At 62.6% G+C, this 22692-nt stretch carries 21 protein-coding genes; 11 read left to right on the top strand and 10 right to left on the bottom strand.

Annotated features, from left to right (window positions below):
• The 7 genes from M0209_RS05770 to M0209_RS05740 are packed head-to-tail and all read right to left on the bottom strand — an operon-like array spanning position 1 to position 8705.
• Positions 1–1161, bottom strand: a complete 1161-nt coding sequence (locus M0209_RS05770) for an acyl-CoA dehydrogenase family protein (protein WP_258887336.1) — start codon at positions 1159–1161, stop codon at positions 1–3.
• Positions 1158–2051, bottom strand: coding sequence for an enoyl-CoA hydratase (locus M0209_RS05765; protein ID WP_258887335.1), 894 nt, complete (start codon positions 2049–2051; stop codon positions 1158–1160). The genes M0209_RS05770 and M0209_RS05765 overlap by 4 nt, the downstream gene beginning before the upstream one ends.
• A complete protein-coding gene (locus M0209_RS05760) occupies positions 2048–4162 on the bottom strand; it encodes an acetate--CoA ligase family protein (protein ID WP_258887334.1) in 2115 nt (704 codons plus the stop codon). Before M0209_RS05760 ends, M0209_RS05765 begins: the two co-directional genes overlap by 4 nt.
• Positions 4159–6111 carry an NAD(P)/FAD-dependent oxidoreductase gene (locus M0209_RS05755; protein WP_258887333.1) on the bottom strand — a complete coding sequence of 651 codons (1953 nt, stop codon included), beginning with the start codon at positions 6109–6111 and terminating at the stop codon, positions 4159–4161. Before M0209_RS05755 ends, M0209_RS05760 begins: the two co-directional genes overlap by 4 nt.
• A 14-nt stretch (positions 6112–6125) precedes the next feature.
• On the bottom strand, positions 6126–7124 hold the full coding sequence (locus M0209_RS05750) for an alpha-ketoacid dehydrogenase subunit beta (RefSeq protein WP_258887332.1): 999 nt from the start codon (positions 7122–7124) through the stop codon (positions 6126–6128).
• Positions 7124–8134: a thiamine pyrophosphate-dependent dehydrogenase E1 component subunit alpha gene (locus tag M0209_RS05745; RefSeq protein WP_258887331.1), complete on the bottom strand. Its 1011-nt coding sequence runs from the start codon at positions 8132–8134 to the stop codon at positions 7124–7126. The genes M0209_RS05750 and M0209_RS05745 overlap by 1 nt, the downstream gene beginning before the upstream one ends.
• A gap of 40 nt (positions 8135–8174) precedes the next feature.
• Positions 8175–8705 carry a hypothetical protein gene (locus M0209_RS05740; protein ID WP_258887330.1) on the bottom strand — a complete coding sequence of 177 codons (531 nt, stop codon included), beginning with the start codon at positions 8703–8705 and terminating at the stop codon, positions 8175–8177.
• A 213-nt stretch (positions 8706–8918) separates the two neighbouring features.
• Here M0209_RS05740 and M0209_RS05735 point away from each other — a divergent pair, with 213 nt between their 5' ends.
• The 7 genes from M0209_RS05735 (at position 8919) to M0209_RS05705 (ending at position 15665) form a co-directional block, all read left to right on the top strand.
• Positions 8919–9983 (top strand): aromatic ring-hydroxylating dioxygenase subunit alpha, encoded by a 1065-nt coding sequence (locus tag M0209_RS05735; protein ID WP_258887329.1) that lies wholly within the window; start codon positions 8919–8921, stop codon positions 9981–9983.
• Positions 9984–9993: 10 nt separating this feature from the next.
• A complete protein-coding gene (locus M0209_RS05730; RefSeq protein WP_258887328.1) occupies positions 9994–10305 on the top strand; it encodes a DUF4286 family protein in 312 nt (103 codons plus the stop codon).
• Positions 10302–11072: an SDR family NAD(P)-dependent oxidoreductase gene (locus tag M0209_RS05725; RefSeq protein ID WP_258887327.1), complete on the top strand. Its 771-nt coding sequence runs from the start codon at positions 10302–10304 to the stop codon at positions 11070–11072. The genes M0209_RS05730 and M0209_RS05725 overlap by 4 nt, the downstream gene beginning before the upstream one ends.
• A gap of 17 nt (positions 11073–11089) precedes the next feature.
• Positions 11090–11530: a hypothetical protein gene (locus M0209_RS05720; protein ID WP_258887326.1), complete on the top strand. Its 441-nt coding sequence runs from the start codon at positions 11090–11092 to the stop codon at positions 11528–11530.
• Positions 11530–12864: an alpha/beta fold hydrolase gene (locus M0209_RS05715; protein ID WP_258887325.1), complete on the top strand. Its 1335-nt coding sequence runs from the start codon at positions 11530–11532 to the stop codon at positions 12862–12864. Before M0209_RS05720 ends, M0209_RS05715 begins: the two co-directional genes overlap by 1 nt.
• A gap of 91 nt (positions 12865–12955) precedes the next feature.
• Positions 12956–14173, top strand: coding sequence for a CaiB/BaiF CoA-transferase family protein (locus tag M0209_RS05710; protein WP_258887324.1), 1218 nt, complete (start codon positions 12956–12958; stop codon positions 14171–14173).
• A gap of 13 nt (positions 14174–14186) precedes the next feature.
• Entirely contained in the window at positions 14187–15665 is a 1479-nt protein-coding gene (locus M0209_RS05705) for a class I adenylate-forming enzyme family protein (RefSeq protein WP_258887323.1), read from the top strand.
• 1 nt (position 15666) lies between these two features.
• Here M0209_RS05705 and M0209_RS05700 read toward each other — a convergent pair whose 3' ends face one another.
• Both M0209_RS05700 and M0209_RS05695 read right to left on the bottom strand, forming a co-directional pair.
• Positions 15667–16518 carry an alpha/beta hydrolase gene (locus M0209_RS05700; RefSeq protein ID WP_258887322.1) on the bottom strand — a complete coding sequence of 284 codons (852 nt, stop codon included), beginning with the start codon at positions 16516–16518 and terminating at the stop codon, positions 15667–15669.
• Positions 16515–17309 carry an SDR family NAD(P)-dependent oxidoreductase gene (locus tag M0209_RS05695; protein WP_258887321.1) on the bottom strand — a complete coding sequence of 265 codons (795 nt, stop codon included), beginning with the start codon at positions 17307–17309 and terminating at the stop codon, positions 16515–16517. The genes M0209_RS05700 and M0209_RS05695 overlap by 4 nt, the downstream gene beginning before the upstream one ends.
• Positions 17310–17451: 142 nt before the next feature.
• Between M0209_RS05695 and M0209_RS05690 the strand changes: the two genes are divergently transcribed.
• Together M0209_RS05690 and M0209_RS05685 are read left to right on the top strand one after the other, a co-directional pair.
• On the top strand, positions 17452–18402 hold the full coding sequence (locus tag M0209_RS05690; protein WP_309547051.1) for a LysR substrate-binding domain-containing protein: 951 nt from the start codon (positions 17452–17454) through the stop codon (positions 18400–18402).
• Positions 18399–18716 (top strand): hypothetical protein, encoded by a 318-nt coding sequence (locus tag M0209_RS05685; RefSeq protein ID WP_258887320.1) that lies wholly within the window; start codon positions 18399–18401, stop codon positions 18714–18716. The genes M0209_RS05690 and M0209_RS05685 overlap by 4 nt, the downstream gene beginning before the upstream one ends.
• 8 nt (positions 18717–18724) lie before the next feature.
• Here M0209_RS05685 and M0209_RS05680 read toward each other — a convergent pair whose 3' ends face one another.
• Positions 18725–19774 carry an ecdysteroid 22-kinase family protein gene (locus M0209_RS05680; protein ID WP_258887319.1) on the bottom strand — a complete coding sequence of 350 codons (1050 nt, stop codon included), beginning with the start codon at positions 19772–19774 and terminating at the stop codon, positions 18725–18727.
• A gap of 83 nt (positions 19775–19857) precedes the next feature.
• Between M0209_RS05680 and M0209_RS05675 the strand changes: the two genes are divergently transcribed.
• Together M0209_RS05675 and M0209_RS05670 are read left to right on the top strand one after the other, a co-directional pair.
• Entirely contained in the window at positions 19858–20913 is a 1056-nt protein-coding gene (locus M0209_RS05675; protein ID WP_258887318.1) for a phosphotransferase family protein, read from the top strand.
• Positions 20914–21012: 99 nt separating this feature from the next.
• On the top strand, positions 21013–22593 hold the full coding sequence (locus M0209_RS05670; protein WP_258887317.1) for an MFS transporter: 1581 nt from the start codon (positions 21013–21015) through the stop codon (positions 22591–22593).
• Positions 22594–22692 lie beyond the last annotated feature (99 nt).

Raw genomic sequence — 22692 nt, 5'->3', positions numbered from 1 at the left:
CTAGGCCCTTGGTAGCCCGAGCATACGCTCGGCAATGATGTTGCGTTGGATTTCGTTCGACCCGGCATAAATCGGCCCGGCGAGCGCGAAGATATAGCCATCGAGCCAGTTGTCGTCAGGCGCGTTGCCCTGGTCTTGCGCGACCAGTTCGGCACGCGAACCCAATATGTCGAGCGCGGTCTGATGCAGCGCCACATCGAGTTCGGACCAGAAAATCTTGTTGGTCGATGATTCTGGGCCGATCGTGCCGCCGGCTTCGAGTCGCGATGCGGTCGAGTAGATCGACAGGGCATAAGCTTCGGCATCCATCCAGCTTTGCGCGACGCGCTCGCCGACCGACGCGGGCAATTGTTTCTTGTTGGCCTCGTAGAGTGCGGCGAGTTTCGACGCGGCCATCTGGTAACGTGCGGGCGAGCGGAGCATGAGTCCGCGCTCGAAGCCGGCGGTCGCCATGCAGACATGCCAGCCCTGGCCCTCGTCCCCCAGCCGGTCGGCGACAGGTACGCGGACATTGTCGAGGAAGATTTCGGCAAAGACCAGCTCGCCGTCCATGCGCGCAATCGGGCGGCGGGTGACACCGGGTGCGTCGAGCGGGAACAGGATGAGCGACATCCCCTTGTGCCGCTCGCTGCCGGGCTCGCGGAACAGGCCGAATGCCCAGTCGGCGAAGACGGCGCGCGACGACCAGATTTTCTGGCCGTTGAGAACATATTCGTCGCCATCGCGGGTGCACGTCGAGCGCACCGCGGCCAGATCGCTGCCGGCGCCGGGTTCGGACCATGCCTGGGCCCAGATATCGTCGCCGGCCGCCATGCGCGTCAGAAACCGCGCCTTCTGGTCGTCGGTGCCGAACTCCATCAGCGTCGGGCCGAGCAGAAAAATACCGTTCTGGTTGACGCGGGTGGGAGCACCGGCGCGGTAATATTCTTCCTCGAAAATCAGCCAGCGAATGAGATCGAGTTCACGACCGCCGTAGGCCTCTGGCCAGGTTACCATGCCCCAACGGCCTTCGCTGAGTTTGCGCTCCCAGTCACGGTGCGCCTCGAACCCTTCGCGGGTCAGATCGAACGAAGGCAGGCGGGCAGGGGGCACATTGGCGGTCATCCAGCTCCGCACTTCCTGCCGGAACCGCTGCTGATCCGGGGTATAGTCGAGCTTCACTGGCCGGCCTGCCGCTTGTTTTCGGCCGCCATCGATTTGGCATCGAGCCCGCCAAGGCTGTTGTCCGAAGTCAGATCGTTCTGGGCGTGCGCGAAGTGGTGCATGTGGAAGACCGCGTCCATTGCGGCGCGTTTGCCACGCAACTCCTCGACGTGATTGACGGCTTGTTTGGTCAGCCATGCGCCGAGGCGCGGCTGGGCCGCGAGCTTGGCTGCAATCGCTGCCGTCTCTTCACGCAGCTGGTCGCGCGGGAAGATCTTGTTGACCATGCCGAATTGTGCGGCGCGTGCGGCCGGCATGCGCTCGCCAAGCAACAGGAATTCCTTGGCGATGCGTGGCGGGAGCTCGAAGGCGTGCGCAAAATATTCGACGCCGGGAATTCCCATGCGGACGACCGGATCCTGGAAGAAAGCGTCTTCGGACGCAATGATGAGATCGCAGCACCATGCCAGCATCAGCCCGCCCGCAATGCATGCGCCCTGAACCATCGCGACGGTCGGCTTGGCGACATCGCGCCAGCGGCGGCACATGCCGAGATACTGCTCCTGCTCACGCGTGTAGAGAAGCTCGGCGGCCGGACGCGTGACGTGCGGCGGCACCATCAGCCGGTTGTCGAACTGCTTCAGCAGATCGCGCCCCGGTGTGCCGATGTCGTGACCGGCGGAGAAATGCTTGCCGGTGCCACCCAGCACGATGCAGCGGACGTTGTCGTCGTTGGTCGCGCGCTGGAAGGCGTCGTCCAGCGCATAGGTCATCTGGCCGTTCTGCGCATTGTTGAAGTCGGGCCGGTGCATCGTGATCCATGCGACCTGATCGATCACTTCGTACAGGATCGGCGTTTCGGTTTCATAGACCGGCTCGAAGGGCTTGGGTTCGACCAGATCGCTCATGCAGCCTTCTCCATCATTTCGGGTGCCGCTTCGCCCAGCAGCACCAATGCATCCACCGCCACCGCACCGCGCCCCTCGGGCATCACCAGCAGCGGGTTGATCTCGACTTCGCGCAAGGCATCGCCGCCGGCAAGCACGGCCTCGCCCAGCGCCGCAATCGCCTTTGCCGCAGCCGCAACATCAGCCTTGGGCGCGCCGCGATAGCCGTCAAGCAGCTTGAATCCCTTGAGGGCGCGCAGCATCGCTTCAGCGCCCACGACATCGACCGGCAACAGCCGGTGCTGCACATCCTTCATCAACTCGGTCCACACCCCGCCAAGGCCGACGGTGAGCATCCACCCGAACACCGGGTCGCGGGTGACGCCGGCGAGGATTTCGACGCCGCCGGTCAGCATCGGTTCGAGCGTGACACCCTCGATATGGATGCCGGTCATCGCCTTCGCTTTGGCCATGACCTCGTCGAATGCGCCGGCGACCGCGTCAGCACTGTCGAGGCCGAGCCGGATCAGGCCGTATTCGGTCTTGTGCGCGACATCGGGGCTGACCAGCTTGAGGACCAGCGGATATCCGATAAAGTCGGCGGCGCGGCGCGCTTCAGCGCGGTCATGAACGAGCTTGTCGGTGACAACAGGCACGCCGAAGCGTGCAAGTGCCTCCTTGCCCTCGGTTTCGGACAGCGCCGCGCGTCCCGCCTCGATCACCGGCCATTGAACGCTGCTGGACTTATGCATAGCGGCAGTTCCGCCCGCCTTGCGCCATTGGCCATAGGCCGAGATCGCGCGTGCGGCGCGGTCGAAGTCGTCGAAATAGCCGATGCCATGCGCGGCGAGCCGGTCCTGATCGGCGGTCGCAAATGTATCGATAACGATCAACGTCTTGTGGGTCGTTGCTGCCACCAGCTCAAGCTGCTCCAGAGCCTGCGTCAGGAAATAACCCGGCAGATAAAGCAACAGCACATCGATCTCATCGGGTTGTAGTGCCAGCCTGATGCATTCGGACAGGAACGTGTTCGAATTGACGATATTTCCGGTCAGATCGACCGGGTTCGAGACCATCGAATGCCCGGGAATCTGCGCGGCAAGCCCGTCCTGGACATTTTTGGGGAATGTCGGCGTGTCACCGCCCGCCAGCGCCAGCGCGTCGGCAAGGATCGCACCTGCTGCGCCGGAAATGCTCAGCACACCGCAATTGCTGCCGCCGATTTTGCTGGTGCCGGACTTGGTGCCGAGGGCGTGGAGATAGGCGAGGTCGGCAAGTTCGGCGAGCGAACTCGCCCGCGCGACCCCGGCGCGGGTAAAGGCAGCGTCATAGGCCGCACTGTTGCCGGCCAGCGCCGCGGTGTGCGACCGCGTGGCCTCCGCCCCCTTTTCTGACGCCCCGACCTTGTAAACCGCCAGCAGCTTGCCTGCCGCGCGGAACCGGGCGGCGGCGTCGAGGAACTTGCGACCATCGCGCAGCTCTTCGATATAACAGACGGCAGCATGGGTTGCCGCATCGTCCGCCAGATAGTCGAGATAATCGCTGAATTCGACTGAGGCTTCGTTACCCGTGTTGATGACATGGCTGAACGTCACGCCCGCACGCCGTGCCATGCGGAACACTGTGGCGCACATATTGCCGCTTTGGGTCAGCAGCGCCGTGTTGCCCGCAGGCTCACCCGGCTGGAAAGACTGGCCGAAGCTGGTGAAAATGCCGTCGGTAAAATTGGCATTTCCCATGCAATTCGGACCGGCGACGTTCATGCCGGTGCGACGCGTAAAGGCGGTCAGCGCGTCCTGACGCTGCATGCCTTCGGCTTCGTTGGTTTCGGCGTATCCCGATGCATAAGCCATTGCCGCCTTGATTCCCAAAGCGTGGCAGCGTTCGAGCATGGGCAGGGTCGCATCCGCAGACACGGCGATGATGGCGAGATCGACCACCTCGGGGACCGACTCGATGTCCTTGTAAGCCGCCTTGCCTTGCACCGTGTCGTTTTTGGGATTGACCGCATAAACACGCTCGAACCCCGCACGCAGTAACAGATCCATCGGCACGCCGCCGATGCGCGCCTTGTTGTCGGAGGCACCGATGATCGCGATGGATTTCGGCTTGAGCAGTGCAGCGAGACTCATGCGGCGGCCTTCTTGGTAAAAACATATTCGGTGGGGTCGAATTCAGCGGTCAGATTGCGATAATCAACCAGCCGCCATGGTGAGTTCTGGGTCACGCGACCCTTGGAATTCTTGTACCAGCTGCTCATGCCGGGATGCGCCCACGCCATCTTCGAAATCGCTTTGTCGACCTTTAACTGGTAGGCCTCGAAGGGTTCGTGTCGCACCTCGACCGTCGCTTGATTGCCTTCGATCAGCTCGCGGATAGCGAGCATGATGTAGCGAACCTGGCATTCGGAATGGAACACCGCGCTGCCGCCATGGGCAAGGTTGGTGTTAGGTCCGTAGGTGACGAAGAAATTGGGAAAATTGGGCACGGTGATGCCCAGATGCGCGCGCGGATCGTCCTCGCCCCATTGGTCGCGGATCGAGATGCTGTTGCGACCGACGACGTGCATCGGCGACAGCATCCGGCGCGCCTGAAACCCGGTTGCCAGCACCAGGATGTCGAGCTCGTGGCGGACACCGTCTTTGGTGATGACTGCGCCTTTTTCGATATGGTCGATGTGCTCGGTGACCAGATCGACATTGGGGCGCGTCAACATCCGGTACCAGTGGTTGTCGCGCAGCATGCGCTTGCCATAGGGCGGATATGCGGGGGTGGCCTTGCGGATCAGCTCGGGGTCGTTGCCGACTTCGCTGGCAATGTGGGCCACGAGCATCTCGCGTACCTTCGCGTTTTCGGCGTTCAGCGAATGCTTCTGGTCGGGCCAGTTGGGATCGACCTTCAGATTGTGGTGGAATGTGTCGGACGAGGACCAGAAGAGCTGGAACCGGAACCATTTTGTGTAGAAGGGGATGTTCTTGAGCACCCATTTCTTGCCGTCGCTGACGGTCTCGAAATAAAGCGGGTTATGCATCGCCCAGTGCGGCGAGCGCTGGAAGATTGTCAGATTCTCGACTACCGGCGCAATCGCCGGGCCGACCTGCATCCCGCTTGCACCGGTGCCGATCATGCCGACGCGCTTGCCTGCATATCCTACGCTGTGGTCCCAGCGCGCGGTGTGGAAAACCGGCGCCTGAAAATCTTCGAGCCCCGGGATCGTGGGATATTGCGGCTGATTGAGCTGGCCCGTCGCGGTGACCAGAACATTGGCCGCGATCTGGTCGTGTTTGCCATCCTTGGTGACGGTGTCGATACGCCACAGCATCGCTTGTTCGTCCCAGACCGACTGCGTAACTTCCTCGTTGAAGCGAGTATGATCTTTGAGTGCCGCCAGCTCGGCATTGCGCCGGATATAGGCGAGGATGTCCGGCCCCTTGGCAAAGAAATGATTCCAGTCGGCATTGTTGTTGAACGAATAGGAATAAAAATGATTGGCGGTATCGACGCCAATGCCGGGATAGGTGTTTTCGAACCAGGTGCCGCCGACGCTCGGGTTCTTTTCGATGATCGTGAAGGGAATGCCCGCCTCTTTGAGCTTGATCCCCATGGCAACGCCAGTGAAGCCCGAGCCGATGACCGCGACATGGAAATCGGCCAGCACGGCGGGCGCAGGCGGGATGCGCCACTTGACGGTTTTGGGATCGCTGTCCTCGAGGTCCATTTCCTCGATGACCAGCGGATAATATTCGGGCGGCACCGTACCGCCGGTGCAGACGTCGAGCATTCGCGGCAACAGGTCCATCGGGGGCGAGAGCGGCAGCGACCGACCGGAGTGGGCATAGTCGGTCAGGACATCGACCAGCGCCTGCCGTAGCTCGGCCTTAAGTTCTTCGGGCGCTTCCTCGTGAAAGCTCCAGGGGCCTTTGATAAACGGCGCAATCCGGTCGAGCCACACCGGATCGCCGCCGAGATGCACGAGCACCATCAGTAGGGGGGCAACGTCGGCCGACTTCAGGGCTTCCTGAAGGTGCGTGCGGTCCCCAACAAGAGCGCGAAGGGCCGCGATGTCTTTGGTGACGGTCATGCGCCCAACGCCATTCAATTGGCCGCCATCGTGGCACGCGCCGCCTCGACGATGGCGCCGGGCTGCACGAGGAACGCCTGTTCGAGGTTGCCGGCGAACGGCACGGGGGTGAAGGGCGCGCCCAACCGACCGACCGGTGCCTTGAGTTCGCGAAACAGCTTTTCGTGCAAGATTGCGGCGATCTCCGCACCGACGCCGAACGTCCGCACCGCTTCATGAACGATGACCGCGCGTCCGGTCTTGCGAACCGACGCCAGCACGGCTTCTTCGTCCCACGGTGAGATTGTCCGCAGATCGACGACCTCGGCGGAGATGCCGTCCTTTTCCAGCTCGGCCGCTGCCGTCAGGCAGCGGGTGACCATTTCGGCATAGCTGATGAGGGTCACATCCGCGCCTTCGCGCGCGAGGCGGGCCTTACCGAGGGGGATCGGGGTCGCGTCCACCGGAACGTCGCCCGCAACGCCATAGGCGCGCGAGGTCTCGATGAAGATGCACGGGTCGGGATCAGCGATGCACGACAGCATAAGCCCCTTGGCATCCGCCGGGTTGGACGGCGCCACAACTTTCAAGCCTGGCGTATGCGCGAACCATGCCTCGAGGAAGTCGCTATGCTGCCCGCCGCTCGAGATGCCGGCACCCGTCATCATGCGGATGACGATGGGAACCGTCGTCTGCCCGCCCGACATATAACGCAATTTGGCGGCATGGTTGACGATCATGTCCATGCAGACCGTGGTGAAGTTCATCAGCATGATTTCGGCAACGGGCTTGTAGCCATCGATGGCGGCGCCGATCGCCGCGCCGATAATGGCCTGTTCCGAAATCGGGGTGGATTTGACCCGGTCGTCGCCGAAGCGGGTGGACAATCCCTTGGTCACCCCGACGACGCCGCCGCCTTCGCGGTCGGCGATGTCTTCGCCGAGCACCAAAATCGTGGGGTCGGCATCCATTGCCTGGACCAGGGCCTGATTAATCGCCTGAATGAAATTCAGTTTTTTGGTTTCTACAGACATCAAGCGGCTCCCGCTTCGGCATAAACATCGCGTGTTAGTTCTTCGAGCGGCGGCATTTCGCTCGACAGCGCGAACTGGATGGCATCCTCGATCTGGGCGCGAATGTCGGCATCGAGTTCGGCGAGCGTCGCCTCGGTGGCCACGCCGTCCGCGATCAGGCGCGCCCGGAATAGCGGCAACGGGTCTTTTGCCAATGCCGCTGCTTTCTCTTCCTTGGTCATATAATGGTCGTCGTCGCCGAACACATGGCCATAGAAGCGAAACGTCATGGCTTCGATCAGCGTCGGCCCCTCGCCGTCGCGCGCGCGGTTGATGGCGGCGTGCGCGGCGGCGTACATCTCGAACGGGTCGTTGCCGTTCACCGTGACCCCGGGCATGCCATACGCCACGGCGCGTTTGGAAATCTGGTCAACCGAGGTCGAGTTCTCGAATCGGGTGTGTTCGCCGAACAGATTGTTCTGACAGATAAAGACGACCGGCAGCTTCCATACCGAGGCCAGGTTGAGGCTCTCGTGAAACGCGCCGATATTGGACGCCGCATCGCCGAAATAAGCTACCGTGACGCGTTTGCTGCCCGACAATTTCGCGGCCCAGGCAAGGCCGTTGGCTATCGGCATCGATGAACCCACGATACCTGTCGTCAGGATCGCCCCCGAAGCCGGGTGCGTGACGTGCATCGGGCCGCCCTTGCCCTTGCAGGTGCCCGTCACCCGCCCTGCCATTTCCGCCCAAAGGTCGCGCAACGGCACCCCTTTGGCGAGCATGTCGTGCGTCCCGCGATAGATCGTGCAGATGCGGTCGTCATCGTTGAGGTTGACCGAGACAGCCGACGGAATGACTTCCTGTCCCTTGGGCGAATAATAAGGCATCATCAGCCGGCCCGACTTGACCGTTTTGCGTGCGGCCTCGTCGTTCTGCGAAATCAGCGACATCCGTCGATAGATGTCGATCTGTGTCGCGGCGTCGGGAATCGCGGCGTTGGTGCCCGATTCGGGGGATGCTGTGGTCATGGGCAAGGCTTCCTCGGCGTAGGGCTCATTGTTGGTCGGTTTATGCGGTTGCGGGTTCGGCGAAGGCATCGCTCGGTCGACGCGCGGTTTTCCACTGCGCGGCATTGGCGGCGACGGTCGCCGCCGCTTTTGCCCACCAGGCTCCGCCTTTGGCCAGATTGAGGAAATTGAACTGCGTTGCCTGACGAAATTCGAGCACTTCGACGCCGTCGGGTCCGGGCCGATAGCTGTAGGGCACGCCCGCGGGCACGAAAAAGCTGTCGCGCGGGCCCAGTGCCTCGGTGCCCATCGTCAGCGTTCCGGCAACAATATAATACAGGCAGTCCGAATCGTGGCTGTGCAGCGGCAGCGGATAATCCTTTTTGAGCCAGGCGTGCGTGAGCGAAAAGCCGGGAATGTCGCACAGCACTTTGACCTCGTCGCCTTCGCCGTAACCGGCTGCCAAGAGCGCCGTGACACCGGCACGCTGTACGTCCGAATAGGGCTCGATCGACATGCAGCCCGCCGCCATGAGGGCAGGCGCGTCACCCGCGCGCATGATTCTGAAGCCTGTCGGCGAACCCTCGGTCATGCATCCTCTCCTCGATTGAAATGCCATAGCGCAGTTGCATTAGCTGGCCAAGTCAGGATTTTGATTCACCGGGACCGTTGTGCGGCGATCTGCGCGATTCCGCTATCGCATCTGGCGAAACAATGCGCTACAGGCGTTGCATTAGTCGACGCTAGGACATAGCGCGCCGCGAAGACGGTCGAACCGGATGGATGAAGGAGCCTCGAAAGCGCCATGACTTTCCTGAAGAACACCTGGTATGTTGCTGCCAGTGCCGCCGAGCTCGACGAGCCGATGGTGAGCCGCAAGATCTGCAACGAGCAGGTCGTCATGTTTCGGCGGAGCGACGGCAGCGTCGCCGCGATTCAGGATCGTTGCCCGCACCGGTTCGTCCCGCTGTCGATGGGCAAGCGCGTCGGCGATACGCTCCAGTGCGGCTATCACGGCCTGCGTTTCGACGGCAGCGGGGCCTGTGTCGAGGCCCCGCACGACGACGACAGCCAGAAAGCGCGTGCGTGCATCAAGGGCTATGCGGTCGTAGAGCGCCACAAGTGGATCTGGATCTGGATGGGAGCGGCTGCAGACGCCAATCCCGACCTTATCCCGGACTTCGGTTTCTTCGACGACACGGCAAAGTTCACCTGTTGCCAGGGCTACACCCATATGAAAGGAAATTTTCAGCTCATTTCGGACAATTTGCTCGATCTTAGCCACATTCACTATCTGCATCCCGGCGTCCATGAAGGGTCCAATTTCGAAGACTTCACCAATAAGGTGAAGCGTGAGGGCGACACCGTCTATTCGATGCTTTACCGCCATCATTATCACATCAACGCGGCGATGCGCCCGGTCTATGGCATGGGGGAGGGTCCCGAGGACGTCGAGGGCCAGGGCCATTCGCGCTGGGATGTGCCGGGTGTTCTTTTTGTTGACACCGCCTTTTGGGATCACGGCAAAACCATCGACGAGGGCTATCGTACGCCCAACGCGCATTTGATCACGCCTGAAACCGAGTTTTCCAGCCATTATTTCTGGGGATCGGGGCGCACCTTCGCGCTCGATAGCGAGCAGTTTACCGCAGGTGCTGCGGCGACGATGAAGAACGTGTTCGAAACACAGGACGGCCCGATGATCGAGGCGCAGCAACGCGACATGGGCAACTCGACCGATTTCCTGAAACACAACCCGATCATCCTGAAGGCCGATGCAGCAGGGGTGATGGCGCGCCGTATCATGCAGCAGAAAATCCGCGCCGAAGCAGGTGGCACAGCTGCCGAGATGCAGGTCGCAGCTGAATAGGAACCGCAGAATGGCGAGATACATGCTGTTCGCGCTTAACGGTCCGACCGAAGGCGCGGGCGATGAGGCGACCTATAATGAATGGTATCACAGCGTGCACATGCCCGATCTTCTGGCATTGGACGGGGTGATCGCGGCGCGACGTTTCAAGGCGGTCAGCAGCAAGCGGATCGACTGGCCCTATGTCGCGACCTACGAAATCGAGACCGACGACCTTGCCGCCGTTCTGAAGGATATGGAAACCAAAATCCGCCCGTTCACGCCGACCTTCGACCGATCGAAGTCGGGCATGGTCATCGCGATGGAGATCACCGACCAATGAGCGACACATTGGCAGGCAAAGTCGCCATCGTCACCGGCGGTGCGCGGGGAATCGGCCGGGCTTATGCCGACGCGCTGGTCGGGGAGGGTGCTGCCGTCGTCATTGCCGATATGCTCGAGGCGGAGGGGCAAGAGACCGCAGCGGCAATTCGCGCGGGTGGTGGCCGCGCCGTTTTCCAGCGGGTGGATGTGGCGGACCAGGCTTCGACTGAAGCCATGGCCGATCAGGCGGTCGCCGAATTCGGGGGCATCGACATTCTCGTCAACAATGCCGCGATGTTCGCCAGCTTAAAGGGTGGTCCGCTGACCGATCTTACGGTCGAGCGCTGGGACAAGACGATGGCGGTCAACGTCAAGGGCGCATGGCTGTGCATTAAGGCCGTCGTGCCGCACATGCGCACCCGCGGCGGCGGCGTCATCGTCAACCAGTCGTCGATATCGGCGTTCGGCATGCCGTATATGCTCGACTACACCGCTTCGAAAGCCGCTGTTATCGGCCTGACCAAGAGTGTCGCGAGCGAACTCGGCCGCGACAATATTCGTGTCAATTGCATCGCGCCGGGCGGCACCGCCACCGAGGGTTATTCGGAAATCATGGGCGGCAACATGGCCATGGCCGAAGAGCGCGCCAAGGCTACCCAGCTGATCGCCGAGCAGATGAAGCCCGATGCTATGGTCGGCACTTTGCTTCATCTGGTCAGCGACGGGTCGCGGTTCGTAACGGGCCAGACATTGGTCGTCGATGGCGGGCGATATTTCCTGGGTTAGAAAATCGGAGAGAGACGATGCCGCATTGCAAACTGGAAGATCTGCCGAGCGGCGGCGATCGCTGGCCGGCGCTCGGCCATGAAGGCTTTCGCACAGCACATTGGGGCGACATGGAAGTGGGGTATACCACCCTAAATTCGACGCTCGATTGCACTGAGCAGTATAAATGGGGTGGCCTTCCTGGCGGGGTCTGCCCGTGTCCCCATTATGGCTATCTGTTCGAAGGGCGCATCCGCGTGAAATATCCCGAGTCGGCGTGGCCCGATGAAGTGATCGAGGCCGGGGAAGCTTATTTCGTTCCATCGGGGCATGTGCTTGTTTACGAAACCGACAAGACCCGCTGCTTCGAGCTCAATCCCGCGCATGCTTTGAAAATGTGCCTCGATGCGATGCAGGTCGCGGTGATCAAGATGGGCCAAACTGCCGATACGCCCACCGCAGCGCCCACCGCGGCGTGATGGAACAGCTTGACTTTAAGGGTTTCGGTGGGCTTCATCTTGCCGGAAGTGCGTTCGGGTCGCCGGACAACCCTTCGGTCCTGCTGCTCCCATCACACGGTCAGACGCGCGAGTTCTGGTACGGGTCGGCGGCTGCACTGGCCGAGGCGGGGCGCTACGCGATCTGCGTCGACCTGCGCGGCCACGGCGACAGCGCGCCTTCGCCCGACGGACAGTATCGGCTCGACAGCTATATCGGCGATCTACGCGCCATATTGGCGGCGCTGCCCAACCGCGCCGTGGTGGTGACGGCGGGACTGGGTGCCCTGATCGCAATGGCCGCCGTGGGCGAAGGCGCGCCCGATCTGGTCAGCGGGCTGGCGCTGGTCGATGCTAATATATGGGTCGAACAGGCCGTCGCTGCGCATATGGGCCAGGCACTCGCATCGCGCACTATGGAGTTCGACGACCCGACGCAGATCGTCGACGCGATTGCCGCCGCCTATCCTTCGGAGCCGCGCCCGGTCACCGTTCGCATCATGGCCGCCTATGCCCGTCGCGACGACGGTCGGTTCTATTGGCGCGGCGATCCCAGGGCGCTGGCGAGCGGCAGCCTGCCGGAGTTCGAATCGCGCCTGACCGACGCGGCTTCCCGCCTAGTCTGCCCCGTCACGCTGATCCGGGGTTCGCTCAACGCGACCGTATCTTCGGCAGTCACGGAAAAGCTTCAGGCACTCATCAGGGGGGCAGAAATTGCCGAGATCGAAGGGGCGGGCCATTACGCCACCTCGGACCGCGAAGATGATTTCAACGCCATTTTGCTCGACTTCCTTGAGCGCAAGGCACCGCGCCAGGCGCTAACCTTCATCGAGGGGTCCGAGCCGCGCATCCTTCGCGATGCGCTAGGCTGTTTCGCAACCGGTGTGACCGTGGTCACAACGTTCAATGAGGCCGGCGAACCGCTCGGGCTGACGGCCAACAGCTTTACCTCGGTCTCGCTCGATCCGCCGCTGATCCTGTTCGCGCTTGCCCGCAAATCGGCCAATCTCGCCGCTTTCGAAAAAGCGGGCCATTTTGCAGTGAATGTGCTCCACATCGGCCAGCAGCCGGTAGGCGGGCGTTTCGCCTCGCGCGATGTCGCACGTTTCGACGGCGTGGACTGGGCAGTTCGCGGCGTGGGCGGCTCGCCGATCCTTGCCGGATCTCTGGCGTCGTTCGATTGCCGTACCCATGCCGTTCATGACGGCGGCGATCATTTGATTTTCGTCGGGCATGTCGATCACGCTTGGTTCGAGCCGCACCGCGACCCGCTGCTCTATTTTCGCGGCAAGTTCCGGCGTCTCCATTTCGCGTGACGGATTGATAATGCATATAGGTATGTGCATAATGCCGGTTGAGTTGGTATGCGCATGCTGAACGATGTGCGCGCCGCCACAGGGGACAGTGATGACTGATATTTTCGAGGGCGTCCGGGTGGTAGAGCTGGCACAATATGTGTTCGTACCGGCGGCGAGCACGCTGCTGGCTGATCACGGCGCCGAGGTGATCAAGATCGAGCCGCCCGGCACCGGCGATCCCTACCGTACGCTCAAAATCGGTGATGGTCGCGAAACCGCGACGGCCAATCTGGCGATGGAACAGAATAACCGCGGCAAGAAGAGCGTCGCCATCGACCTGAAGAACGAAAAGGGTCGTGACGCGCTGCTGCGCCTCATCGATACGGCAGATGTGTTCATAACGAGTCTGAGGCCGCTGGCGCTGAGGGCGCTGCGGCTGGAGCCGGAAGACCTGATGTCGCGCAATCCACGCCTGATTTACGCGCGCGGTAACGGCTTAGGGTTCAAGGGCGCCGAGTTTAACAAGGCGGGCTATGACGCCTCGGCGTTCTGGGCCCGTGGCGGTTTTGCCGATCTGTTGACCGCCCCCGACGCGGATATTCCCACGCGTCCCCGCCCGGCGCTGGGTGACCACAGCAGCGCGATCTCGCTGCTCGCCGGGATCTCGTCGGCACTGTTCCGGCGCGAACGTTCGGGCAAAGGCATGGTTGTCGAGACCTCGCTGTTGCAGAATGCGGCGTGGATCCTGTCGTCCGATCTTGTCTACTCGCGCAACAACGCCAGCTATGACCCGCATGCCGGATTCGCCAATGGCCACCGCGCGCCGCTGATGCGTGCCTACAAGACGAGCGACGGCCGCTTTATCCAATTGATGCTGCTGTCACCCGACAAACCCTGGCCCGAGCTGTGTGCGATGATCGGCAAACCCGAACTGGCTGACGACCCGCGCTTTATGTCCAATGCGCTGCGTATCGAGAATGGTGCTGAACTGTGCGGCATACTCGACGCCAGCTTCCGCGCGCGCAGCTGGGCCGAATGGGCGCCGCTGTTCCTTGCGTGGAATGCGCCGTGGGAATTGATTGCCAATATCCGGGAACTCGGGGACGACCCCCAGCTCGCGGCCGCCGGAACCGTGTTCAAGCTACCGCTGAAGAGTGGCGAAATCGTCGATGTCGTCGCGGGGCCGATTGGGTTCGACTCGCAGAGCGCGCCGACCAAGCTCGTCTGCTCGCCCGATCTCGGCGAACATAGCGATGCGATCTTGGGCAGCATCGGTTTCAGCGCGGACGAACTCGCCGCGCTGCGCGCCGCGCAAGTCATCGGGTAAGGACGCGGCAGTCATGAGCACGCTCGACCAACTCAGCCGCGCTGCGCTCGACCGCGCGCCCGAGTCCCAGGCTCTCGAATATGAGCATCGCTGGTTCAGTTGGGGCGAATTGCGCGGCATCGGGGACGAAGTGGCGCGCCTGCTCGCCAAGGCCGGGGTTGCCGAACGGCAGACCGTCGCTTTCGTGCCGCGCAACCGCCCGTCGGCGTGTGCCGCCGAACTGGGCATGATCGCGGCGCGGTATTCGATCAGCATGATCTATGCGTTTCAAGCCGCCGCCGGCATCGCGCGCGATGTCGGCAAGGTGGGCGCGGCTGCGGTTGTAGCGGGAGAGGATGATTTTACGCCCGAACTGCTCGCGGTCGTTGCCGAACAGGGATTGGCAGCGATTGCGCTCGGCGAAACCAGCGCGCGCGTCATCGAGGGGGCGGCACGTTCGACCGCTGCGGGTGTCGCACCCACACCCGAACCGCAGATCGCGGTGCATACCAGCGGCACGACGGGCGCGCCCAAAAACGTCGGTTTCACCTATGATACTATCGCGCGGTACATGGTCGGCCAGAATGTCGCTTCCGCCGCGGCTTCCGGTACAATAGATGAGACGACGCCGCCGACCTTGCTAACCTTTCCACTCGGCAATATTTCCGGGATCTACGGTCTTTTGCCGACTTTGCTGGGCGGCAAACGCGCCGTTTTGCTCGACCGCTTCACGCTCGATCACTGGCGCGATTTCGTGCGCCGCTATCAGCCACCGATGCCGATCCTGCCGCCGGCCGCGATTACGATGGTGCTCGACGCCGATATCCCGCCGGAAGAATTGTCATGCATCACGATGATCATGACCGGCGCGGCACCGCTCGACCCGACTGTGCAACAGCGCTTTCAGGACCGCTACAATGTGCCGATCCTGTTGTCCTATGGCGCGACCGAATTCGGCGGGCCGGTCACGTTGATGACGCCCGAAGATTACAAGCAGTTCGGCGTCGCCAAGATCGGCACCGTCGGTCGCCCCTTCGCAGGGGCGCAGCTGCGCGCCATCAACGCCGAGACGGGCGATATTTTGCCCGCTGGCGAGGAGGGCCTGCTCGAAGTCGTCGCCCCGCGCATCGGCGACCACTGGATTCGGACCACCGACATCGGGATGATCGACGCCGACGGCTTCCTGTTCCTGCGCGGCCGTGCCGACGGGGCCATCGTGCGTGGCGGGTTCAAGCTGCTGCCAGAAACGATCGAGCGCGCGCTGCTGCTCCATCCGGCGGTCGTCTCAGTAGCAGTGGTCGGTGTGGCCGACAAAAGGCTCGGGCAGGTTCCGGCGGCGGCAATCCAGATCAAGTCGGGCATGACCGAACCGAGCATCGCCGAACTCGACAAACATCTTCGCCAACACGTCTATGCGACGCACGTCCCGACGATGTGGAAGTTTGTCGATGCCATCCCGAAGAACAAATCGCTCAAGACCGATGCAGCAGCGGTACGGGCGCTGTTCGAGTGACCTAAACGGCGCGCACGCGTTCGTCGACGAACGCAGCGACCGTTGCGAAGGTTTGCGCTGCACCGGGTAGGGCGAGATCGCGGGTGACGGCGACGTGGTCCATGCCTTCGATGATCTCGACGAGCGATTCCACACCGGCAGCTCGGAGGCGATCAAAGAACGCGCAGGCATCGTCGATCAGCACTTCGCCTGCGCCGATATTGATTAGCGTCGGCGGGAAATTGTCCACGGCAGCGAACATCGGCGACGCGCGCCCGTCGTCAGGAGAAAAGCCTTGCAGGTAGAGTGTTGCCGCTTCGCGCGCGGCTTCGCCTGAAAACAGCGGGTCGTGCGCGGCATTCGTGGCAAAGCTGGCGGCGCTGACGGTCAGATCCAGCCACGGCGACAGCAGCGCCAGCCCGGCAAGCGCCGGGGCTTCGTTGGAATTGCGAGCAGCCAGCCCCGCTGCGATGCCGCCGCCCGCCGAATCGCCCGATACAATCAGCCCGCCCGTGTTGAGTGCCGTCATCACGCGGATGGCATCGTTGAGTCCGGAAGGGAAGGGATGTTCGGGCGCGAGACGGTAAGCCGGACAGATGACAACGACCCCGCAACGTGTTGCCAGTGCCGTGGCAAAAGGCCCGATCATCTCCGGGCACCCCTGCCGGAATGCACCGCCATGGATATGAAGGACCGTCCCCCGCGATTCTGTCGACGGTAAGAAACGTAGACAGCGCACGCCGCCAATCTCAAGCTCTTCAGGGGCATTGTCCGTACGCCACACGCCTGCAGCAACCGCCTCGGCAATCGCGGCGCGACGCGCGATCAGGTCGGCAGAGGCGGCGTGCCCCGTGCGTTCGGGCGGCAGCATCATGGTGCGGACGCGTGGCCGTCCGCCAGCGGGATGAACGGATTGGTGGCAAGCGAGCCGCCATCGACCGCAAGCGTCTGCCCTGTGACATAGGGCGATAGGTCAGAGAGGAAGAAAGCGATGCCCTTGGCAATGTCCTCGACACTGCCGCGCCGGTGCATTGGCACATTGACCATCATCTTGCGTTCGCCTTCTTCGCCGGTGTGGGGGATGCGCGGGGTGACGATCGGACCGGGAGCGACGACGTTGACGCGGATGCCGAACGGCGACCATTCGGTGGCCATTGTGGCGACGAGGTTGATCAGACCCGCCTTGGCCGCGCCATAGGCTCCGTGGTTCGGTGCGGACCGGATGCCATTGACCGACCCGACGCAGACGATGCTGCCCGCTGCGCGCCGCGCTATCATGCAGCGCGCAACTTCGCGGGCGGCGAGGAAAAAATAGCGCAAATTGCGGTCCTGGTCAGCGTCCCAGGTCGCCATATCGATGTCGATCAGGGCGCCCCAGGCGGCCATCCCAATCACCGTCGCCATGCCATCGAGCGGGCCGAAACCGCGCTCGATCTGCGCGATGCCGGCCACGAGCGCGTAGTCATCGAGTACATCGATGCAATAGGCCACTGCCGTGCCGCCGTGTGCGGCAACAGCGTCCGCGACGGCCTGCGCGCGTTCGAGCTCGCGGTCGACGATGGCAACATGGGCGCCTTCCACTGCGATTAGCCGGACCGTCGCCTCACCGATCCCGAGCCCGCCGCCGAGCACGAGGATGCGTTTGCCTTCGAACCCCAGATCCATCGTCGCTCTCCGCCACATTGTATTGCACACATGTAATAGCATTATTTCGCGCTTGCAGCCGGAATCATTTGGCGCGACGCAAATTCGCATTTACCGGTTTGGTGGCGACTGGTGATCGAGCCAGCTAGAGGAGCGAGATCACATGGACCTGCGGCACATGCGCCATTTCGTCGCGGTTGCCGAGGAACTGCATTTCGGACGCGCTGCGCTCCGCCTCAACATCGCGCAGCCGCCGCTCAGCCAGTCGATCCAACGGCTCGAGCTTGATCTCGGTGTCTCGCTACTCAACCGGTCACGGCGCGGCGTCGAGATGACTGATGCCGGACGCGCGTTCCTGATCGAGGCGCGGCGCACGCTGATGCAGGCCGAATTATCGCGCAAGATGGCCAGGCGCGCCGCCGAGCATAACGACGAGCTCCGCATCAGCTTTGTGGGTCCCGCGCTCTATCGCGTCCTGCCGCAGCTGCTTGTGACGTTCCGCGAAAAGCAGCGGCATGGAAGCACCTTGCTCTACGAAAAGGCATCGCCGGAGCAGATGCTGGGGATGCTGGCGGGCGAATTCGATATCGGTTTCGTGACTGCTGCAACCGACCAGATCGAACGATGCGAATCCTTGCTGGTCGAACGCTCCGCCTTTCTGGCGGCGGTTCCCGGCGACTCAGTTTTGGCCCATCACGCGTCGGTCTCGCTGGCCACGCTCGCCGAGCAGGATTTCATCTCGCCGCCGCGCAAATTCGCGCCGCAGGGCTATGACGCGCTGTCGATGTTTAAAAGTGCAGGTGTCATTCCCAAGGTCACCCAGGAAGCGACCCAGACCAACACTACCCTCAGCCTTGTCAGCGTGGGCCTGGGCTGCGGCATCGTCGCCGGAACGGCAGCTTTGCGGGAGACACCCAATGTCATCTTTCTGCCGATCACCGACATGCCGCCCTATATGCGCTGGGAACTGGTCATGGTCTGGCGCCCCGATCATCTGAGCGCGACAGCGGCGGCATTCGTCGATGTGGCCAAATCGCTCATTGCGGCGCATCCGGAGTGGCTCGACGTCGATGCACCGATCAATCCCGCAACCGCAGCAAAGGAACGACGATGAACAAGATGACCGTATTGGCAAAGGCGAAGCTCGGGCAGGTCGAGGCACTGGCCAAATGGTATGACGAAACGCACATTCCCGACCTACTGGCGGTGCCGGGTCTGGTGTCGGCGGAAAGGCACAATGTGATGCCGCTAAAGGCACCCGACGGCGTTCCCGCCTGGGATTTCATGCTGATCTACGGGCTCGAGGGCGATCCGATGGCAGTGCTTGGAAACATGGCCAAGGCGCAGGTTGCGCTGTCGGATCTTATGGACAGCACATTGACGCTGTCGATCGTTGCCATGTCGCAAGGTGTGCGGAACAAGGGCTGACGTGCCGATCAACCTGCGGCGACGGTAAAGCTGTCGAGGTCATCAACGGCAATGCCGAGGCGATGGGTGAAGACCTCGGTGATCACCGGATCGACCCGCTGGGTGATCGCCCACAGGAAATAGCCGTATATCATCGCGGCGCGGTACCGCAGCCAGGCTTCTTCAGCGTCGAGCCGGGGGCCGCCCAATGCTGCAAGCCGATCGCGATAATGGTCGAGCAGGGCGCGTTCGTGCGCGCGCCGGTCGTCGGGCAAGAGCACGGCCGCCAGATGATAGGCTACATCCTGTGCCCATTCGCCTTTTTGCAAGACCTGCCAGTCGACGAGACCGAAGCCCTCCGCGCTGCGATAGATGTTCCCGGCATGGGCATCGCCATGGACGAGGCAGGCAGGGCGCTCGCGGATTTGTGCGGCAAATGCGGCTACACCGGCTTGCAAGCGCGTTGCGTCCTTGACCGCGGGCGGCAACCGTGCGGCTTTCGGCCCATCGAGCAGCGCTTGAAGCCTGTCGAGCGGCATGATCGGCGCGGCAGCGATCTGGTCGAGAAAGCGCGGCACCCAGGGCTGATCGAACAACGGGCGGTCGTGCCATCCCGCAGCATGAAGCCGCGCCAGTTGCTCGAGAGTCTGGCGCACCTCATCGAGCGTGAACGGCAGCAGCGCGGACAGAAAAACACCGCCCGCCGCAATCTCGTCGCGCATGACGATCACGCCATTGTCGCCTGCCGCGTTGAGCGCCGCATAGATGCAGTGGGGTACGCGGACGGGCTGGTGCGCGGCACAATCGCGGTAAAAGCGCGTCTCGACGACCGACGCGGTTCCGGGCACCTGTGTCGGCGTCAGGATACCCTTGATGCAGATGTCCAAGGGTCCCTCATCGCCGACCCCGGCAACATCGAGGACGAGACGCACCTTGGTCGCTTGGGTGACAAGCGTTTCGGCGACCGTCACGTCGCGTACGACTGCGTCGGGCCAGCGGGCAGACAGCATTCTCGTCAGCCAAGCTGGATCGAGCACATCGTCGAGACGGGTCGGCGCCGGGTCGAATGATAAGGGCATATCGGTTCCCGTTGGGACGGAGTCCGGGTTGTCACTGGACACCGGGAGCGGCAGCGTCAATCAACCCATTGGGAGAAGGCCAGATGAGCATCACCGATCCGGCGATCGTTGCACCGAATGTGCGCGATCTCAATATCTTCGCGACCACGATGGCAGGGTGGCTCGGCGAGCGCATTCCCAAGGCGCGCGATCTGCGCCTCACCGATCTGCGCTATCCGCTCGGCGCGGGCATGTCGCACGAGACGATCCTGTTCGATGCCTCATGGACCGAAGATGGCCGTACCATGCATCGCGGCATGGTCGTCCGCATCAAGCCGACGCGCCACTTCGTCTACCAAGACGACATGTTCGACCAGCAATATCGGCTGATGCAGCTGATGCACGATAGCGGCGGTGTTCGGGTAGCCCGGCCGCTGTGGATCGAGCACGACCCTGAGCTTCTCGGTGCGCCGTATTTCGTCATGGAAAAAGTAGCAGGGCGCGTCGCGGTCAGCTACCCGCCCTATTCGCAGACTGGCTGGCTGGTGGATGCAGCCCCAGCCGATCGACGGCGCATGTGGGTCGATGCAGTGACCCAGCTCGCCGCGATCCAGAAAGTGCCGGTCGCTGACGGCGCCTTCCTTAATCTGCCGGGAGATTTCGCCGAGCATTTCGACCAGGAAACCGATCGCTGGCGACGCTATCTCGACTGGATCGATCCGGTCGGCAAACTCGTGCTGCTGCGCGACGGGTTCGACCGGTTGCGCGCGCGCAAACCGGTCAACCGCCCCCCAGGGATCGTCTGGGGCGATGCGCGCCTGGGTAACATGATGATCGCCGATGATTTCAGCGTCGCGGCAGTTATGGACTGGGAACAGCCGTCGCTCGGCGGCGCGCTGCACGATCTCGGCTGGTGGCTCTATAGCGACCATGTCCAGACCGCGGGGCGCGGCATTCCTGTGCTTGACGGCATGGGGTCGCGCGACGAGACGATTACGCTCTGGTCCGAAATTGCCGGGAAGTCGGCTGCCGATATCGACTGGTATGAAATCTTCGTCGTGTTCAAGATGGAATGCCTCGGCGTGCGGATGCAGGTGCTCCGCGGGATGGCGGCGGTAGCCGAACCCGGCAGCCAGACTGCCCGTTACCTCGCGCGCTGACCGGCACGCCCCGTTTGCACAATGCACAAGGCGTGTTGCATTATCCACGTGATATTTTACGGTGTCGTTCAAGAACATTGAACCGAAACGAGGATGAGCATGGCAACCCAGGCACGCAATGCCGCAGGAGTCGGAACCGGACAGGGCGGAATCCAACGCGCCACGCCTTACGCCTATTACGCGCTGTTCCTGCTGATCCTTGCCAATCTGTTCAATTACCTGGACCGCCAAATCGTCTCGATTTTGGCTCCGGCGATCCAAGCGGAGCTCCACTTGACCGATACCCAGCTGGGGTTCCTGCTGGGCACCGCCTTCTCGGTGCTTTACGGCGTTTTGGGAATCCCGATGGGCCGGATCGCCGACGCCCTCAGCCGCACACGCCTCATGGCGTTCGGACTGGCGCTATGGTCGGCAATGACGGCCGTTGGGGCCGGTGCGACGAGTTTCTTCGGTCTCGGTGTCGCGCGCATCGGTGTCGGTGTCGGGGAGGCGACTGCGAGTCCCGTCGCGCACTCGCTGCTCTGCGATTACTTTCCGGCTCGCAACAGGGCGGCCGTGCTGGGCACCTATCTGGCGAGCGTGCATTTGGGGATCGGCGGTTCGCTCGTGCTGGGAGGATTGCTCATCCAGAACTGGTCGCAGTGGTGTCATAGCTTTCCCGGCAATGCATGCAGCTTGTCGAACTGGCGCGCCAGCTTTCTGATCGTCGGGATTCCGGGCCTTCTGCTAGCGATTCTGATTGCCTTTCTGCGAGAGCCGCCGCGCCCTGCGGCGCATGTCGCAGTTCCCGCGCGTACCCTGATCCTAAACGAGCTTTCCGCCGCGATTCCTCCGTTTACGCTATTCACACTCGCGCGGGTGGGCGGCCAGCATGCGGTCAAGGCGAACCTCGCTTTCTTGGCGGTGCTGACGATCACCGTGGTCGGCCTCGCCAGCGTGACTGGCGATTGGGCTCAATGGATAGCGGTGGGCATCGGGGGCTATTCGATCACGACCTGGGCGCAGGTGCTGCGTCATGTCGACCGTCCGCTCTATGCGCTGACCTTCGGCTGCCCCACCTTCATGTTCTCGATGCTCGGTGGGGCGTTTCTGACGTGCTTCGTCGGCACCGTGAGTACCTGGGCCGCCCCCTATGCCATGCGGACATTGCCCGGCACCGCTGGACAGATCGGTATTGCGCTGGGGCTCGCCCAATTGGGTTCGGCGGCGGTCAGCGTCATCGTCGGCGGTTTCCTGTCCGACTGGTGGAAACGTCGCGACAGGCGCGCGCCGATATGGATTGCGCTTGTTGCGCTCGCCGTGCCGGTTCCCATGCTATTCGTTCTCCTCAGCGCCACGACGCTGGGGGGTTTTATCGCCGCTTTCTGCGTGCTGACCTTCTTTTCGATGTCATGGCCGGGTGCCTTCGCCGGTCTCGTGCAGGATCTGGTGCTGGTACGGATGCGCGGCGCGGCGGCGGCGATTTTCACACTCGTCATGATCGTGATTTCATCGGGATTCGGCCCGTATTGGGCGGGCAAGATCAGCACGATGACGGGATCGCTCACGACTGGGCTTTACGGTCTCCTCGCCTTCGTTCCGTTGGCCGCAGCGATGCTGATCATGGCGGCCCGGCGTATCGGGCGGGAGACGCCGGAGGTACGCGTGGCGCGTGCGACAGCGGCGGGTGAAATCGGTTAGGCAGGGCCCGCCGAAAAGAACTCAAAAAGTGTCCATTTGAACTAAATCTGCCGTCTACGGCAGGACCTCAGCCATGTTGCTCATTTCACGCAATGCGCT

Source organism: Sphingomonas sp. SUN039 (assembly GCF_024758725.1).
Lineage (GTDB): Bacteria > Pseudomonadota > Alphaproteobacteria > Sphingomonadales > Sphingomonadaceae > Sphingomonas_O.
Note: the sequence above shows the minus strand (reverse complement) of the source record. Positions and strands in the feature narration are given on the sequence as shown.

Excerpts from the sequence above, each read along its gene's own strand:
- M0209_RS05750 (WP_258887332.1), bottom strand. The coding sequence starts at position 7,124 with ATGTCTGTAGAAACCAAAAAACTGAATTTCATTCAGGCGATTAATCAG.
- M0209_RS05710 (WP_258887324.1), top strand. The coding sequence starts at position 12,956 with ATGACTGATATTTTCGAGGGCGTCCGGGTGGTAGAGCTGGCACAATAT.
- M0209_RS05705 (WP_258887323.1), top strand. The coding sequence starts at position 14,187 with ATGAGCACGCTCGACCAACTCAGCCGCGCTGCGCTCGACCGCGCGCCC.
- M0209_RS05675 (WP_258887318.1), top strand. The coding sequence starts at position 19,858 with ATGAGCATCACCGATCCGGCGATCGTTGCACCGAATGTGCGCGATCTC.
- M0209_RS05755 (WP_258887333.1), bottom strand. The coding sequence starts at position 6,111 with ATGACCGTCACCAAAGACATCGCGGCCCTTCGCGCTCTTGTTGGGGAC.
- M0209_RS05680 (WP_258887319.1), bottom strand. The coding sequence starts at position 19,774 with ATGCCCTTATCATTCGACCCGGCGCCGACCCGTCTCGACGATGTGCTC.
- M0209_RS05740 (WP_258887330.1), bottom strand. The coding sequence starts at position 8,705 with ATGACCGAGGGTTCGCCGACAGGCTTCAGAATCATGCGCGCGGGTGAC.
- M0209_RS05700 (WP_258887322.1), bottom strand. The coding sequence starts at position 16,518 with ATGATGCTGCCGCCCGAACGCACGGGGCACGCCGCCTCTGCCGACCTG.
- M0209_RS05695 (WP_258887321.1), bottom strand. The coding sequence starts at position 17,309 with ATGGATCTGGGGTTCGAAGGCAAACGCATCCTCGTGCTCGGCGGCGGG.
- M0209_RS05720 (WP_258887326.1), top strand. The coding sequence starts at position 11,090 with ATGCCGCATTGCAAACTGGAAGATCTGCCGAGCGGCGGCGATCGCTGG.
- M0209_RS05760 (WP_258887334.1), bottom strand. The coding sequence starts at position 4,162 with ATGAGTCTCGCTGCACTGCTCAAGCCGAAATCCATCGCGATCATCGGT.
- M0209_RS05735 (WP_258887329.1), top strand. The coding sequence starts at position 8,919 with ATGACTTTCCTGAAGAACACCTGGTATGTTGCTGCCAGTGCCGCCGAG.
- M0209_RS05730 (WP_258887328.1), top strand. The coding sequence starts at position 9,994 with ATGGCGAGATACATGCTGTTCGCGCTTAACGGTCCGACCGAAGGCGCG.
- M0209_RS05715 (WP_258887325.1), top strand. The coding sequence starts at position 11,530 with ATGGAACAGCTTGACTTTAAGGGTTTCGGTGGGCTTCATCTTGCCGGA.
- M0209_RS05685 (WP_258887320.1), top strand. The coding sequence starts at position 18,399 with ATGAACAAGATGACCGTATTGGCAAAGGCGAAGCTCGGGCAGGTCGAG.
- M0209_RS05690 (WP_309547051.1), top strand. The coding sequence starts at position 17,452 with ATGGACCTGCGGCACATGCGCCATTTCGTCGCGGTTGCCGAGGAACTG.
- M0209_RS05745 (WP_258887331.1), bottom strand. The coding sequence starts at position 8,134 with ATGACCACAGCATCCCCCGAATCGGGCACCAACGCCGCGATTCCCGAC.
- M0209_RS05765 (WP_258887335.1), bottom strand. The coding sequence starts at position 2,051 with ATGAGCGATCTGGTCGAACCCAAGCCCTTCGAGCCGGTCTATGAAACC.
- M0209_RS05670 (WP_258887317.1), top strand. The coding sequence starts at position 21,013 with ATGGCAACCCAGGCACGCAATGCCGCAGGAGTCGGAACCGGACAGGGC.
- M0209_RS05725 (WP_258887327.1), top strand. The coding sequence starts at position 10,302 with ATGAGCGACACATTGGCAGGCAAAGTCGCCATCGTCACCGGCGGTGCG.